This is a genomic window from Phaeovibrio sulfidiphilus (assembly GCF_014861485.1).
GTDB lineage: Bacteria > Pseudomonadota > Alphaproteobacteria > Rhodospirillales > Rhodospirillaceae > Phaeovibrio > Phaeovibrio sulfidiphilus.
Map to the genome: position 1 here is coordinate 270,230 of NZ_JACZHT010000001.1, position 15,382 is coordinate 285,611.

11 protein-coding genes are annotated in these 15,382 nt (G+C 68.4%); 2 read left to right on the forward strand and 9 right to left on the reverse strand.

The window, feature by feature from the left end; genetic code table 11:
* Positions 1-184: 184 nt before the first annotated feature.
* The 3 genes from IHV25_RS01085 to IHV25_RS01095 all read right to left on the reverse strand — a co-directional run bounded on the left by IHV25_RS01085 (position 185) and on the right by IHV25_RS01095 (position 4,468).
* Positions 185-1,837, reverse strand: coding sequence for an acyl-CoA synthetase (locus IHV25_RS01085; RefSeq protein WP_192533119.1), 1,653 nt, complete (start codon positions 1,835-1,837; stop codon positions 185-187).
* Between the two features lie 372 nt (positions 1,838-2,209).
* Positions 2,210-3,244 (reverse strand): NAD(P)H-dependent flavin oxidoreductase, encoded by a 1,035-nt coding sequence (locus tag IHV25_RS01090; RefSeq protein ID WP_192533120.1) that lies wholly within the window; start codon positions 3,242-3,244, stop codon positions 2,210-2,212.
* A 660-nt stretch (positions 3,245-3,904) separates the two neighbouring features.
* Entirely contained in the window at positions 3,905-4,468 is a 564-nt protein-coding gene (locus IHV25_RS01095) for a hypothetical protein (protein ID WP_192533121.1), read from the reverse strand.
* 191 nt (positions 4,469-4,659) lie between these two features.
* Here IHV25_RS01095 and IHV25_RS01100 point away from each other — a divergent pair, with 191 nt between their 5' ends.
* Together IHV25_RS01100 and rnhA are read left to right on the forward strand one after the other, a co-directional pair.
* On the forward strand, positions 4,660-5,625 hold the full coding sequence (locus IHV25_RS01100; RefSeq protein ID WP_192533122.1) for a homoserine kinase: 966 nt from the start codon (positions 4,660-4,662) through the stop codon (positions 5,623-5,625).
* Positions 5,626-5,633: 8 nt separating this feature from the next.
* Positions 5,634-6,143 (forward strand): ribonuclease HI, encoded by a 510-nt coding sequence (gene rnhA, locus IHV25_RS01105; RefSeq protein WP_192533123.1) that lies wholly within the window; start codon positions 5,634-5,636, stop codon positions 6,141-6,143.
* A gap of 45 nt (positions 6,144-6,188) precedes the next feature.
* Here the strand turns inward: rnhA and IHV25_RS01110 are convergent, their stop codons facing one another.
* The 6 genes from IHV25_RS01110 to IHV25_RS01135 form a co-directional block, all read right to left on the reverse strand.
* The gene (locus tag IHV25_RS01110; RefSeq protein ID WP_192533124.1) at positions 6,189-7,796 is read right to left on the reverse strand and encodes a PP2C family protein-serine/threonine phosphatase; all 1,608 of its coding nucleotides are present in this window, start codon (positions 7,794-7,796) and stop codon (positions 6,189-6,191) included.
* Between the two features lie 16 nt (positions 7,797-7,812).
* Positions 7,813-8,124, reverse strand: coding sequence for a hypothetical protein (locus IHV25_RS01115; protein WP_192533125.1), 312 nt, complete (start codon positions 8,122-8,124; stop codon positions 7,813-7,815).
* A gap of 968 nt (positions 8,125-9,092) precedes the next feature.
* On the reverse strand, positions 9,093-11,864 hold the full coding sequence (locus tag IHV25_RS01120) for an ATP-dependent DNA helicase (RefSeq protein ID WP_192533126.1): 2,772 nt from the start codon (positions 11,862-11,864) through the stop codon (positions 9,093-9,095).
* 468 nt (positions 11,865-12,332) lie between these two features.
* On the reverse strand, positions 12,333-12,638 hold the full coding sequence (locus tag IHV25_RS01125; RefSeq protein ID WP_192533127.1) for a putative hemolysin: 306 nt from the start codon (positions 12,636-12,638) through the stop codon (positions 12,333-12,335).
* Positions 12,639-13,120: 482 nt separating this feature from the next.
* Positions 13,121-14,020: an EipB family protein gene (locus IHV25_RS01130; RefSeq protein WP_192533128.1), complete on the reverse strand. Its 900-nt coding sequence runs from the start codon at positions 14,018-14,020 to the stop codon at positions 13,121-13,123.
* A gap of 621 nt (positions 14,021-14,641) precedes the next feature.
* On the reverse strand, positions 14,642-15,376 hold the full coding sequence (locus IHV25_RS01135; protein WP_192533129.1) for a pyridoxine 5'-phosphate synthase: 735 nt from the start codon (positions 15,374-15,376) through the stop codon (positions 14,642-14,644).
* Positions 15,377-15,382 lie beyond the last annotated feature (6 nt).

The following is a 15,382-nucleotide window of genomic DNA, read 5'->3' on the forward strand; positions in this document are numbered from 1 at the left end:
CAGACGCGGACACCGGCCCACGACAACGGCCGGGGAGCCGGAGACAGGGGCCCCCACAGACCGGAGGCACGCCAACTCAAGGCAGAGCGTCCGCCCCACCCGGCAGCCGGAGTGGCCGGCTCACGCCCCGGCCTCCCGAGCCCGCACCGGGGCGCCCCGCCCCGCCGCCGGGCCAGCGCGTGTCCTACTCGAACGAGGCGAGAGACCCGACCCGGTCGCGCAGCATGTACTTCTGGATCTTCCCGGTGGACGTCCGGGGGATCTCGTCGAAGATGATCCGCCGCGGGATCTTGAAGCCCGCCAGGTGGTCCCGGCAGTGGCGGATGATGTCCTCCTCGGTGGCCTCCATGCCCGGGCGCAGCTCGATGAACGCGGCCGGGGTCTCGCCCCATTTCTCGTCCGGAGCGGCCACCACCGCCACGATGTTCACGGCCGGATGGGCATAGATGGCATTCTCGACCTCGATCGACGAGATGTTCTCGCCGCCCGAGATGATGATGTCCTTCGAGCGGTCCCGGATCTTCACGTAGCCGTCGGGCATGGCCACGGCCAGGTCGCCGCTGTGGAACCAGCCCCCCTCGAACGCGTCCCGGGTCGCCTGGGGGTTCTTCAGGTACCCCTTCATGACGAAATTGCCCCGCATCATGACCTCGCCCATGCTTTCCCCGTCCAGGGGGCACGGCTCCAGGGTCAGGGGATCGAGGACGGCGGCGTCCTCCAGCACGTGGCTGGGAACCCCCTGCCGCCCGGCCAGCATCACCTTGTCCACCATGGGCAGGTCGTCGTAGCCCGGCTTCTTGGGGCTCATCATGGACGCGCCGTAGGTCTCGGTCAGGCCATAGCCCTGGATCAGGTCGAAGCCGATCTTTTCCATGGCCTCCAGAACGGTCTGGGGCGGCGGGGCCCCTCCGCACAGCGCCTTGACCGTGTGGGTCACGCCCTCGCGCAGGGAGGCGGGCGCCTCGGCAATCAGCTTGTGGACAATGGGGGCGCCGCAGTAGTGGGTGACCCGGTGGGTGCGGATCCGCTCCCAGATGGCGTCGGCGGCAATCTGGCGCAGGCAGACGTTCAGGCCCGCGTTCGCCGCCATGACCCAGGGGAAAACCCAGCCGTTGCAGTGGAACATGGGCAGGGTCCAGAGATACACCGAGTGGGTCGGCATCCCCCACGAGACGTTGTGCCCCAGCGCCCCCAGGAAGGCCCCCCGGTGGTGGTAGACGACCCCCTTGGGGTTGCCCGTGGTCCCCGAGGTGTAGGACAGGGAGATGGCGTCCCACTCGTCCCCGGGCAGGGTGAAGGGCTCGGACGGATCGCCGGTGGCCAGCAGGGCCTCGTAGTCCATCCGCCCCAGGCGCTCGCCGGGGCCGGTGTACTCGGGATCGTCCACGTCGATCACAATCAGGGACGGCCGGTGAAGCAGCTTCAGGGCCTCGGACACCACGGGGGCGTACTCCCGGTCCGTGATCAGCACCCGGGCCTCGGCATGCTCGAGGATGAAGGCAACGGTCTGGGCGTCCAGGCGCGTGTTGATGGTGTTGAGCACGGCCCCCGCCCCGGGAACCCCGAAGTGGCACTCGTACATCTCGGGGGTATTGTTCAGAACCACAGACACCGTGTCGTTCTTGCCCACCCCCAGTTTTCTCAGGGCCGACGCCAGGCGGCGGCAGCGCTGCAGCGTCTCCCTCCAGACCCACGAGCGGCCTCCGTGCACCACCGACGGCTGGTCCGGAAAGACGAACGCCGTGCGCTCGATGTGGGACAGAGGTGTCAGCGGCACATGGTTGGCCGGGTTCTTATCAAGCCCCATGTCGTAAATGGACGGGCTGGTTTCCCTCATCCGTTTGCTCCCTGTTTTGTGCTGTTTTTGTCCTGTTGCGGATTTTTTCTTTTTTATGAAGGCTCAACCGGTGAGACCCCACGCGAGCGGTGTCCCCCCACACATTGGGACAGGCACCCGGGGGCGCCCGCCAGGCCCGGTCCTCCGGGCAGCATCCTGGCCCGGTCCTCCAGGCAGTACCCTTTCCCGGATCTCGGGGCAGCGTCGTGTCCCGAAAGCGGGCGACATCATGTCCCGGAGCCGGTCGCGTGGGCCTGCCCCGAACCGCCGGGACGGAAGCGGCGGCGGCTCCCAGCGGAGACCAGCGGACGGTCCGGCCCCGGAGCGGCCCGCTCCCGGCAGGACGCCCCAACACCGGGAAAGAACGTCCTTCTAGAACCGTGGCAGGCGATCCAGGGCGTCCCGGTACTCGCGCTCCAGCCGGGCGACCACATCGGCCACCGTCTCCACGGCGGCGATGCCTCCGACCCCCTGACCGGCGCCCCAGATATCACGCCAGGAGCGATACTCGGCGGTGGACGGCTGCGGGGCGGCCTCGCCTCCCGGGCCCGCGGCCGAGGCGCCCCCGTTCGCCCCTGCCCCCGCGCCCGCCCCCGGGGCATCGGAGGCCGGTGCCCCCATGCGCTTGAGGGCCGGCGGGGTCGCCTTCGCAATCTCGGCAATGTCCAGCCCCTGGGCCTCGATGCTGGGGCGCAGAAAGTTGGCTGACACCCCGGTGAAGAAGGCCGTGTTCACGACGTCCGCGGTCCCGCAGTCCACGATCATCTGCCGGTAGGCCTCGGCGGCGCGGGACTCGTGCGTGGCGATAAAGCGGGTGCCGATGTAGGCCGCGTCCACCCCCATCGCCAGGGCCGACAGGATCCCGCGCCCGGAGACAATGCACCCGGACAGAGCCAGGAACCCGGAATAAAACGAGCGGACCTCCTCGACAAACGCGAGCGGGTTGAGGGTTCCGCAGTGACCGCCGGCTCCCGAACAGACCAGGACGATGCCGTCCACCCCCGCGGCAATGGACTTCTCCGCGTGGTGACGGCTGATCACGGTCTGGATCACCTTGCCGCCGTAGCTGTGGATCGCGTCGAACACATCGGGCTGGAGCCCCAGGCTGCTGATCACAAGCGGAACCTTGTGCCGGACACAGGCCGCCAGATCCGCATCAAGGCGGGCGTTGGCCTTGCGGTTGTTGATGAGGTTCACGCCGAACGCGGGCTCATGGCCCTCGCTGCGAAGCGTCCCGACAAGGCTGTCGAGCCACTCGTCCAGTTGCTCGCTGGTGCGCGCGTTCAGGGCCGGGAATGTGCCCAGAATTCCGGCCCGGCACTGGGCCAGAACCAGCTCGGGCCCCGAAACCAGGAACATGGGAGCACCGATAACCGGAAGGCGAAGGGATTTGAGAAGACTGTCCATGGAACCAGCACCTGTTTCACGTGGGAACACCCGGGACGGCCCGCGAGAAACCAACGGGCGCGCGCGAAGCAGAGCATTGTTCGGCCATAAGACAATTAAATCAAGCCCGTTTTGATTTCTGGAAAACAGAGGCTATAAAGGGCCAAAAATCCATAAACCCAGGCACAGCGATCACATTATTTTATGGATTTGCACAAGAAAAGCTGGGGCCCGCCGGGGCGCGGGCACAAAAAAACGCCCCTCTGCGAAGACAGGGACGTGGTGTGAGGGCCCGCAGGGGATCCGGACGGCCCCGAAGCGCCGGGCGGGGGGCTCCGGCAGGGCCAAGGACAGGCCCAAGGAGGCCCCGAACCGGGGGCCCAACGCCCGGGCTGGTGGAGGACTTGCAGCCGGGCCACAGCGGGCGCGAATGGGCCGGAGCGCAACGGGCTCAGGGCCGGGCCACAGCGGGCACGAAGGGCCGGAGTGCAACGGGCACGAGGGGCCCGAGCGCAACGGGCTCACAGAGGGCTCTCGGCAGACTCTCGGCGCCCCGCAGCGGATCGCAGCGGGCGCGAGGGAGCCCGGCGCCGGATCATCCCGGCTCCCGGATACAGCCCTCCCCCTCCGTCAGCCGCAGGCCCACACAGATGTCGAGCCCGGAGGCATCCTCCCCCGGCCTCAGGGCTGGCGGGCGGAGCGGGCCTGGTTGTAGCGAAGCTCCCCCTCCGTCAGCTGCAGGCCCACATAGATGTCGAGGCCGGAGGCATCCTCCCCCGCCTCGAGGGGGAGGCGAACCTCAACCCGCTCGTCGCGGTAGACGATCCGGTCCACGCTGTCCGGGAAGCGCACCGACACCGGGTAGACCTGCTTGGCCGCCTCGGAGGGGTAGAACTCGGGGATGGCCACAAAGTACTCGAACGCGGCCTCGCGCCCGTCCCGGGCGGCGGGCCCCAGCTCCAGCTGGAAGGACACGTTCATGTCCACCGTGACCCCGGAGGAATCATACGCGCACCCGCCCTCGGGAACGAGCACCCGCGCCGAAAGCCGCTCGTCTGTCACGTCCCGCCCCGGACCGGGGCCGAACTGGACCAGCTGGGCCGTGGCCGCATCAATGCGCACATGGGGGCAGGCCCGGCCGTCTTCCGTAACGAACGCATTGCACCCGCCAAGAAGAAACAGAACCGCGGCACCCGAGAGACTGGATCCGGCACGGAAACCGGAGCGACGGCAGGACCTGGACATGAATCGGCCTCGCAGCAAGGGGAAACGGGACAACAACGGACCAAGGATAGACTTTTAACCACTCCATGAACAGTCCGGACCTGCACGCGGGCGTTCCTTTTTCCGACCGGGCACCAGCCCGTTTGCAGCCGGTCGCGCGCCGTGGTAGGAACGACCCTTGAAAAATCGCTCCATGGAAAGGCAGCACGGGCATGGCGGTCTACACCGAAGTCTTCGACGACGATCTGGCAGAATTCCTGACGCACTACGACATCGGGCAGCCGCTCGCGCTGAAGGGAATCGCCGAGGGGGTCGAGAACTCCAACTACCTGCTGATGACGGACCAGGGCCCCTTTATCCTGACGCTCTACGAAAAACGGGTGAAGGAGGGAGACCTCCCCTACTTCCTGGGGCTGATGCGTCATTTCTCGGAAAAGGGCGTGGCCTGCCCCCAGCCGGTGCCCGGACGGGACGGCACCGCGCTGCGCCGCCTGAAGAACCGCCCGGCGGCCATCTTCACGTTCCTGCCCGGCGCCTGGCCCCGCCGCCCCGGGGTCGCCCAGTGCGGACAGCTGGGGAAAGCTCTGGCGGAGATGCACCTTGCGGGCCAGTCCTACCCCCACACGCGGGCGAACGCCCTGTCCCTCGAGGGCTGGGAAGGCCTGTTCCGGGACACGGGCCACCTGGCGGACGAGTGGACCCCGGGACTGTCCGACGAGATTGCCGCCGAACTCGCGTTCCTGAAGGACAACTGGCCCCACGACCTGCCCACCGGGGTGATCCATGCGGACCTGTTTCCGGACAACGTCTTCTTCCTGGACGGCACGCTGTCGGGCCTGATCGACTTCTATTTCGCCTGCAACGACCTTCTGGCCTATGACCTGTGCATCTGCCTGAACTCCTGGTGCTTCGAGAACCAGCGCGAGTTCAACGCCACCAAGGGCCTGCACATGATTGCGGGCTACCAGAGCGTCCGCCCGCTCACGCCCGCCGAGATCGAGGCCCTGCCGATCCTGGCCCGGGGCGCGGCCCTGCGCTTCCTTCTCACCCGGCTTTATGACGCCGCCAACACCCCCAAGGGCGCCATGGTGACCATCAAGAACCCCATGGAGTACGTGGACCGTCTGCGCTTCCACCAGAGGGTCCGCAGTGCCCTCGAATACGGGCTGCGGCCGTGAGCGAGACCGTGAGCACGAGCGGAAGCGACACCGGGCGCGAGGCCGCCGGTCCGGTCCGGGTGGACGCCTTCACCGACGGAGCCTGTTCCGGCAACCCGGGCCCCGGAGGCTGGGGCGTGCTCCTGCGCTGGGGCGGGCACGAAAAAACCTTCTACGGAAGCGACCCCGACACCACGAACAACCGCATGGAGATGATGGCCGTCATCGCCGCGCTGGAAAGCCTGAAGCGCCCCGTCGCCGTGCGGATCCACACGGACTCCCGCTACGTGCACGACGGGATCACCCGCTGGATCCACGGCTGGCGGAAAAACGGCTGGAAGACGGCGTCGAAACAGACCGTGCGCAACGTGGATCTCTGGCAGAGGCTGGAGGCGGCCATGAAACCCCACACCCTGGAGTGGGAGTGGGTGCGCGGCCACGCCGGTCACGAGGACAACGAGCGGGCGGATGCCCTCGCCCGGCAGGGCTCCAAAGAGGCCCGGGACTCCGTGACGGCCAAGGGCAGCCCCTCCGGCTGAACCGGGGGCCGACTGCGGACACCGGCGAGCGCAAGAGGGAGCGCTCTAGCGCCCCTCCCAGCGGATGGCCATCAGGGCGATGTCGTCGCTCTGGGCCTGATCCTTCCGGAACTCCCCCACGTCCTCCAGAACGCGGTCCACGATCTCCCGGGCGCTGCCCGTGCTGGCAAGGGGCGCCAGGGCCTTCTCCAGGCGATCGGCGGTGTACTGGTCCCTCTGGGGGTTCATGGCCTCGGTCACGCCGTCCGTATAGAAAACCACGGCGTCCCCGGCACCAAGCTGGATGGTCCCGATGGTGTAGACCGTGTCCTCGAACAGCCCCAGGGGCTCGCCCCCCACCTTCTCGATGCGCCGGGCTGTTCCCTCGGCGCGGTTGAGGACAATGGCCGGCTCATGCCCCGCATCCACGTAAGTGACCCGCCCGGTCTCCATGTTCAGGACACCGGCCACCAGGGTCACGAACATGCCCTCCGGGTTGTTGCGCAGCAGGGTCTGGTTCACGGCGGTCAGGGCGTTCTGGAGGTGCTCGGGATCGTCCCGGACGGCGGCCCCCAGGAGCGTCTTGGTAATGGCCATGAACAGGGCCGCGGGGAAGCCCTTGTCCGACACGTCCCCGATGACAAAGTACAGGTGGCGGGAATCGATGGGGAAGAAATCATACAGGTCGCCGCCCACGGCCTTTGCCGGATCGACAACGGCGTACAGATCCACGTTCCGGGCAATGCGGACGTCAAAATTGTTGGGCAGGAGGCCCATCTGGATGGCCCGGGCCGCAGAGACCTCGTCCTCCATCTTCTGTTTCTGCTGGTAGGTCTCCCGCAGGGTGACCAGATAGAACTCCAGGCGGGTCAGGAGGGATTCAAACCCGGAGGCCAGGGTCTCGATCTCCATAACCCGCTCGTTCTTGAGGGACTCGATCGAGGCCTTGATGCTGGCATCCGGCTTGAAGTTGTCCTCGGCCAGCCGGGCCATGTCGCTGGTCAGCGTGCCCAGGCTCTCGGTCGCCCGCCCCACCAGCGAGCGCGACAGCATCACCCCCACGGAAATCAGGACAAGGCACAGGGCCGTCGCGGTCAGGAACTGGAGCCGGGCCGACGCGTTCAGATCCCGGGTGGTCAGGCTCAGAAGAAGGGCGCTGGAGGTGTCCACCTGGCCGTGGGGAATGGGCACCGCAACCAGCAGCATGGGCGGATCCAGAAAGAGAAACGACCGGGGTGTGTAGGCGATCCGCGACAGGGCCTGCCCCTCCACCAGGGCCTGCTTCACAAGGCGGATGTCCTCCTCGGTGGCCTCCCCCGCATTGACGGAAAAGAGAACCCGCCGCCGGGCGTCAAACAGCCGGATGCTCTCGATGTTGTCGTGGGAGGCCAGCCGCTCCAGAAGGGTCCGGGCGTCGCCGGACAGCCCGCCCGCGTCCGAGACCGCCCCCGCGGCCCCCAGGCGGTCGGCAATCAGGGTGGCGATGGTCTCGCTCTGGGAGCACAGCCGCACCACCGTCGCCCGAAGGGACACGAAGCCCGTCACCGTCGCGGTGGACAGAACCGCCACCGCGATGAGGACGGCAAAAAGGGTGCTGAGGGTCGAGCGCAATGCGATCCGTGCACGGGGTCTGGAGGCAGACTCGCGGGATGTAGGAACCTCTTGCGCGCTCATGACAGCTCCCGAAAGGCTAGAAGGGGCGATGGGGGGGCTTCGTCTTCTTCCGGGAGGAGCCCCAGAGCCCCAGGTAGCGGGCACACAGGGCCATGAAAATCACGCCGGCCAGTAGGGCAAGGCCAACCTCTCCGGCGGTCCAGCTTTCCCGGTGCGCGTAGCCCAGGGCCGGAGCCGAGGGATAGGGCTGCATGGGCTGAATCGGTTCGGGCCAGAAGGACGAGGATTTCGGCGGAGCCACCTCAGGCTGGGCCTGGACCGGGAGGGACTCCACCGGAGTTTCCGACGCAGACGCACCGCTGTGCGGTTCGGAAGTGTCTAAGGGCACGCGATGTCCTCCTTTGGACTGGCGCGGCTCCCGTCCTGCCGGCTGCGAGCCCTGAGGCCACCACGGCAGAACGCAAAAGGGATCCGGAGCCCCGACGGGCCCGGTCCGGAAACAGCGCAATCGAAGTGTCAAATGGACGGGGACGTCCGGGGCTGCTCTTCAGTCTAGAGCCTAACCAGAAAACGCCAAAAAGAAAACCCCGTCCGGGAGGAGAGAACCGGACGGGGTTTGGCCGCTTTCCCCAGATTGACTTCCGCCAGGCGATGCGTCCCCTTTGCTGGCGGAGGTCGATGCGACCGGACATGGAAAGAAGCGGCAGAACTAGAAGTCAGGAGTGCCTTCTGACGACGACTATCCAGCAACTGATAATCATTGTCAACATAGAAAACGCATCTTTTTTCATCCGGGGGAAAAAATCCACCCGAAGCAGGCCCACGGATCGGCGCCGAGGCCGGATTTCCCGGGTTTCCGGGGGACATCCCGGGCCGTCGGGCAAAAAGGAAGCGGGGAGCGGACAGAAAGCCGCACCGGCTGTGCCGCCCGCACGGGCCGAAAGGGGGGCCGGGACCGTCTTCCCGGGCAGACTCCGGCGGACGCGGGCGGAAACGGGACCGGATCGGGGCTCACGTGGGCAGGGACTCGCAGGCTCCGGCAAGACCACCGGCGGCGCGACCGGATCGGGGGTGGACACCGAAGCGACCCGCGGGCTCCGGCAGGACTACACAAGGAACGACCGGCTCAGGGCCGACACCACAGGAATCGGCAAGACCACCGGCGGCGCAACCGGATCGTGGCCGACGCCACAGGACTGGCGGGGGCGGACACACACCCTCACGGCGCCCGGTGGGGCCCCCTCTGCCCCCGTCGGGACACTCGGCCCCCGCTCGCGTGCGGACAATCGCCACGCCCCCGGCCCTGCCCCCCTGCGGACGGATCCACGCGCGCCGGAGGCCCGGCGGCCTGCAGGATCAGGGCTCTCGCGGAGCACCCCCGTTCTCGGCCCGGACAATGGCCACGGCCTCCGCCAGCCCGACCCTCTCCACCACCACACCGGGGGGGAAGGCGCTCAGCAGGCGCGACGGCGTGCGGGAATCCAGCATCACAAACACACCCCGGTCCCGGCTGGAGCGCACAAGCCGCCCGAAGGCCTGTTTCAGGCGCAGGCGGGTGATGCGGTCGTCGTACCGGGTCTTGCCCCACACGTCCCGCCGGGCCTTGTGGAGGATGTCCGGGCGGGGCCAGGGGACGCGATCGAAGACAATCAGGCGCAGGGACCGCCCGGGCACATCCACACCGTCGCGCACCGCATCCGTCCCCAGCAGGCAGGAATTTTCCTCCTCCCGGAAGATGGACACCAGCGTGCCCGTGTCCATGGCGTCCACGTGCTGGGCGTAGAGGGGCAGGTTCTGGCGGGCCAGCTCCGGCGCAATCCGGTCGTACACCGCCCGCAGACGGGACACGGCCGTGAACAGCCCCAGCCCCCCGCCCCCCGAGGCCCGGAACAGGGCGGACACGGCACTGGCCACCCGGTCGGGCACGTCCCGGGCCACGTCGGTGACGATCAGCACCCGGGTCATGGAGGGGTAGTCATAGGGCGAGGCCACCGCGGCCCGGATGGCCGGCTCCTCCAGGTGGATGGCCCCGGTGCGGCACTCCGCCACCCGCCACGAGGCCTCCGGGTCCGGATCGTTCGCGGACAGGTCACGCAGCGTGGCCGAGGTGATCACCACCCCCTGGGCCGTGCGGGACAGAACACCGGCGAGCGGGCGGGTCGGATCGATCCAGTGGCGGCACAGCCCCACGTCCAGCTCCTGACCGTCGCTGCGCTCCACCGCCAGCCAGTCCACAAAGCCGTCGGGCGTGGGCTCCCCCAGGCCGCGAACGATATCGCGCCAGGCCCTCAGGGGCGCAATGACCCGCCACTCCAGGGACCGGGCCAGGGACTCGATCCGGTGGCGCACCGCGCTGTCCAGGGTCTCGGCCTCCGCGTCCAGGCTCTTGAGCAGGGCCCGGCTGAACTGCTGAAGGGGGGTGAACAGGGCCTCCAGCGCCTCGCGGGCGGCCGGTGCGCAGTCCACAAGGGCCTCCGAGGCGGGGACCACCTCGGTTTCCAGGCTGTGCCCCCGCTCGCCGTCCCGGGCCCGGGCGTGGACCTGCTCGCGGAAGGCGCCCAGAAGGGCCTCCAGAGGGCCAAGGGGCGAGCCCCCCGCAAGACGGGCCTGCCAGCCCATGGAGGGAAGGACCGAGGCCGCGGCCAGCGCGTCATCCAGAAACTCGGCGGCGTCCGTATCCGCCTCGAACAGGCCTTCCGCCCGGCGCTTCAGGCCCCGCCCCCGGGAGCGGGCCCCGGCGTCCTCGGCGCCCAGAAGCCAGCGGCGCATCTCCATGCCCTCCTGGGCCGTGACATGGACCGCAAAGGCCGAATCCGCCGCATCGAACAGGTGGTGCCCCTCGTCAAAGACGTAACGGGTCGGGTGGCTGTCGTCGTCCAGGCCGCCCAGAGCCGCCTGAACCAGGACCAGCGCGTGATTGGCCACCACAAGGCGTGCCTGCCCCGCCCGCCGGACGGCGCGCTCGACAAAGCAGCGGTTGAAGTGGTCGCAGCCCGAGAAGATGCACTCGCCGCGCCGGTCCGCAAGGCCCAGGGTGCGCTCGCGCCCCGCCAGGTCCGCCAGCCAGCCGGGGAAGTCGCCGCCCATCATGTCGCCGTCCCGGGTGGCCTCCGCCCAGCGGGCCATCAGGCCCAGGGGGACCGCCTCCCGCGGACTGGCGCCGATCCGGCGGACGGCCTCCTCCAGGTTCAGAAGGCACAGATAGTTTTCCCGCCCCTTGCGCACCACCACGTGGCGCGCCTTCTCCACCGGGTCGGGGTAGAGCCGGTCCAGCTCCTGGTCCAGCTGGCGCTGAAGGTTGCGGGTGTAGGTGCTGATCCAGACCGCGCCGCCGTTCTTCTCGGCCCACAGGCTGGAGGGCGCGATATAGCCAAGGGTCTTGCCGACCCCGGTCCCGGCCTCCGCCAGGACCACGTTGGGTGCGTTCTTCCGCTTTCCCGGAGTGAAGGCCGGGCACACCGCCGAGGTGTAGTCCGCCTGCTGGACCCGATGCTCCGAATCCGCGCCCAGAAGGGACTTCAGCCGGGCCCGGGCCTCGTCCGGGGTGACGGACAGGTTGCCCGGAGGCGGCAGGGGCGGAAACTCGGGGATCTCGGGCAGGCGCGACCAGACGGCAAAGGCCCGCGACGCGCCGCTGCGGGGCTCGGGTCCGGCACCCAGGGCCTGGAGAACCGGGAACGTCCATTCCCAGCCGCCCCGGCCCATGACCTCGGCCAGACCCACCGCGGTCTCCCGTTCCTTCGAGGCTGTCCGGGCCAGCCGGGCAAACAGGGCCATGGCCGCCGCCGGAAGCACAAGGGCCTCGGCCTCCAGGCTGTCCGGAGGCGCCGTCCCCAGCGCGCGGGCAAGGCCTCCAGGGGTCGGCGAGGCAAACTCCGCCGGGCAGGCAAAGGCAAACAGCTCCATCAGGTCGAAGGCGGGGAACCAGGACAGGCCAAGGCGCCGGGCCACGTGAAGCCGGTGGCACACCATGGGGCGCAGGCTCTCGATGCGGGACTGGAGACCCACACCGGGGCGGACGGTCTCGATCTCGCCGCCGGGGAACACCAGGACGCCCCCCTCCGCCCCGACGGCCAGGGCCGGAACAGGAGGCGGGTAGACGGGAGCGTGATCCGGCGGATGGGGCATGGAAACGACAATCCTCGACAGCCCGGGCGGATCCGAAATGAACCGCGCTCGCGCGCAAGGCCGGCCGGGCCGTCGGGAAACGGTCTGCGGCCGACCGGTTCCGGTCCCCGGGGGGGTTCTGTTCTGGCACAGCGTCCGGGCACAATCAACTGCGCTGACAGGGGCCAGGCCGGGTTTGAGAGCGCCGCGCTCCCGCCGGGCCCGCCGCTCCCCAATTCAGAGAACAGGCGGTCCACCCCGCCCGCCGGACCACCCGCGGCCGCGGGAGCGGGCGGGAACACCGGGACACCGAAGGGGCTGGGGCCGGCGTTACAGGCCGTGTACCACAGGGAGCTCCGGGAGCGGGACCGGACACACGGGATGAGCCCGCCCGCACCGGAGGCCAAGGAAAAAGGCGCCCGCACCGTGTGCGGACGCCCCCTGGAATTCGTAGTTGGAAATGCTTTCTGGAACAGGATACTGACGAGACTACTTGCTATCGCCGTCGCCGTCCTGGTCGCCGGTCTCACCGCCATCCGCATCCGGCTGCGGGTGCTCCTGACGGAAAAGCTCCCAAACCTCAATCTCGGTCCCGTCGGGCAGAATGCAGATCGCCAGATCTCCGCTCTCGGCCGGGCGGTTCTCAACCTTTCCACCCTTCTCCTCGATACAATACGTGTACGCCGGATTGGGCATACCCACAGCCTTTTCGGCATCCTCATTGCTTTTGGTCTCGCCAGAATCGCAGGCGGTCAGCAGAAGAGCGGCACCAATAATCATAACTGCTTTTTTCATGCTTTTCTCCGTGATGTCTCGAACAGGAGGGAGGGAGAACCTTAAACTGTTCGGACGCCCATAGTGCGCGTTTAACGGGCTATTTTCAAGAGCCTTTATAAATACAGACTCGCGGTGTTCTCCAGCCTCGCCCTCGGGTTTCAGACCGGAGGCGGGACGAGAACCCTCTCCACACAGGCCAGAAAAACGCGTAAAAATTGCAGGAGCCGGAGGGCATGGCGCCCTGTCCCCGGGGGCCCCGGAAGCCCTTGTGCCCTGGGCCGGCCCCGGCGCACGTGCGAGCCGGCCGCCCCGGAGGACATCCGGACATCCCTGGAAATGGCGGGGCGCGCCCGGCACGCCGCGAGGGAACGGGCGGTGAGGAGCGCCGCCCCCCCGGCGGGCGGAGGGAAGGGACGCCGGTCCCTGAGCGTGGCATTCGGGCCGGGAGGCCGGGAGGCCGGGAGGCCGGGAGGCCGGGAGGCCGGGAGGCCGGGAGGGGACTAGCCCCCGCAGTCGGGCTGCGGAAGGGCCTCGAGGGACTTGAGTTTCGCGTTCACGGAAAAGCTCCCGTAATCCAGGACCATATCCGAGATCACACCGTTTTCGTGCAGAACACCGCGGAGCTCATGACTGGAAACCCCATCCCCCGAGGATCCGTCGGCCCCCTCGTCCCCGGACAGGAAATACGCCATGGACACCATCCAGCCCCGGGTTTTCAGAAGCGGGCTGTCCAGCCGTTTGGCCGACGGATCGGACGTGACCGGCGTCAGGGCCGTGGCCACCAAAGACCCCGCCCCCGGAACAGAACCGTCGAACAGACTGGCCGACATAAACGGCCGCCCCTCAAGACCCGCCTGAACCACCCCCCGGGTGTAGGCATTGGGGAACAGGGCCCCGGCAGCCACGACGACGTCCTCGGCCTCCGGCTTGACAAAACGCGCGATAATGGGCTGCACCCCCGCCTTCGGTTTCGCATCCCGCCGGACCGACCCCTCGGTGATTTCCTGAACACGGTCGTTTGAAAGCAACCGGCTGTAAAAGGACAGGTCGTTCCCGTCGAAGCTCTCCCAGGCGGAATACTCCATAACGTTATTGGTCTCCAGCCCCTGGCTGTTGCGAACCATCACGTCCAGGTGCACGGAGTTTGTCCAGCCCGTGCAGGCCGCATCAACCCGGAAGGTCAGGGAGCCCGCGAACGCCACAATACCCCCGCGCTCGGCCCGGGCCAGGGACAGATCGTAGACCGCCTTGTGGAGAGCCAGGTGAACCGGCGGCGCGGCGCCATCGGTGGCAGCGGAAGCCGAGGGCTCAGGGACCGGCCGGGGGGACGGGGCGGCAGAGGCCGTTGAACCGACGGCCAGCGACACGAGAAGGGTAACCAGAGGAACGATCTTTCCCATACCGATGCGGACTCCCGTAAGTTTTTCTCGCGAGAATCCGGGCTCCCGCGCCCTTTCTTTGTACTCGCTCCAGGCAGGACAGTGTCAAGAGGAAAGGATAGGGGGGTATGGGGGACAGGGAGACAGGAGGGATGTGGGAGAACCGCCGCACGCCCGGCACCCGGGTCTGTCCCGACGCCTCGGATGCCCGGTCCGGCTACCGGCACGGGTCGGCGTCCGGGGCCGCCCCCCTCGGGCGCGCCCATGGCCTGTCCCAACCCATGCGTGCCCCCCGATACATCCGGCTCTGGGCACATCCAATTCCGCCGGACACCCCGAGCCAGGCGGGTCTCCTGACACATCCGGCCCGGAGCCCATCCGGTTTCCTCCCGATGCCCCGTGCCCCCTGGCAGCAAATCTGGCCGCGAGACAGGGCGTTGCGGGCGCGGGGGATATGGCACGGCAGCGGGGCAAGGCGTTGCGGGGGCGGGAAGGTGGCGGGGCAGCGGAACCGCACAGAAACACGGCAACAGGCTAACGCACGCCCGCTCCCGGGTCCGGTCCGGTCCCGCAGGCGGCCGGCGGACCCACCGGGCCGCTCGCATCCGACGACCCGAGACGATCGGGCCGGAAAGGGGGAGATTACCGCCGGGCGGCGTTCATCCGGGCGCGCATGCCCTCGATGGCCGCTTTCAGGCCCACAAAGACCGCCTCGCCCACAAGGAAGTGGCCGATGTTCAGTTCCCGGATGGTCTCGATGGCCGCGACGGGCCCCACGGTGTCATAGGTCAGGCCGTGGCCCGCATGGCATTCCAGCCCCAGTTCCTCTGCCACCCGGGCCGCCTCGACGATGCGGGCCAGTTCCCGCTCCCGGGCCGGGCCGTCCGCCGCGTCACAGTAGGAACCGGTATGAAGCTCGACAACCGGAGCCCCCAGCGCCCGCGCGGTCTCCAGAACCCGGGGGTCCGGCTCCACAAACAGGGAGACCCGGATCCCGGCATCCGAAAGGGCCGCGATGGCCGGAGCCAGACGCGCCCGCCCGCCGATGACATCAAGACCGCCCTCGGTGGTGCGCTCCTCGCGCTTCTCGGGGACCAGGCAGGCCGCATGGGGGCGGGTCTTCAGGGCAATGCCCACCATCTCGTCGGTCACGGCCATCTCGAGATTGAGAGGCAGCGGAATGTCCGCACGCAGACGCGCAATGTCGGAATCGATGATATGGCGCCGATCCTCGCGCAGGTGGGCGGTAATGCCGTCCGCCCCGGCCTCGCAGGCGATCCGGGCGGCCCGCAGCGGGTCCGGCCAGGCGCCACCGCGCGCATTCCGGAGTGTGGCAACGTGATCGATATTCACACCAAGACGCAAAACGTTTTTCATTTTATG

Bases quoted from the DNA above. Each gene is read 5' to 3' on its own strand.
- IHV25_RS01085 (WP_192533119.1), bottom strand. From the start codon at position 1,837: ATGAGGGAAACCAGCCCGTCCATTTACGACATGGGGCTTGATAAGAAC.
- IHV25_RS01090 (WP_192533120.1), bottom strand. From the start codon at position 3,244: ATGGACAGTCTTCTCAAATCCCTTCGCCTTCCGGTTATCGGTGCTCCC.
- IHV25_RS01095 (WP_192533121.1), bottom strand. From the start codon at position 4,468: ATGTCCAGGTCCTGCCGTCGCTCCGGTTTCCGTGCCGGATCCAGTCTC.
- IHV25_RS01100 (WP_192533122.1), top strand. From the start codon at position 4,660: ATGGCGGTCTACACCGAAGTCTTCGACGACGATCTGGCAGAATTCCTG.
- IHV25_RS01110 (WP_192533124.1), bottom strand. From the start codon at position 7,796: ATGAGCGCGCAAGAGGTTCCTACATCCCGCGAGTCTGCCTCCAGACCC.
- IHV25_RS01120 (WP_192533126.1), bottom strand. From the start codon at position 11,864: ATGCCCCATCCGCCGGATCACGCTCCCGTCTACCCGCCTCCTGTTCCG.
- IHV25_RS01125 (WP_192533127.1), bottom strand. From the start codon at position 12,638: ATGAAAAAAGCAGTTATGATTATTGGTGCCGCTCTTCTGCTGACCGCC.
- IHV25_RS01130 (WP_192533128.1), bottom strand. From the start codon at position 14,020: ATGGGAAAGATCGTTCCTCTGGTTACCCTTCTCGTGTCGCTGGCCGTC.
- IHV25_RS01135 (WP_192533129.1), bottom strand. From the start codon at position 15,376: ATGAAAAACGTTTTGCGTCTTGGTGTGAATATCGATCACGTTGCCACA.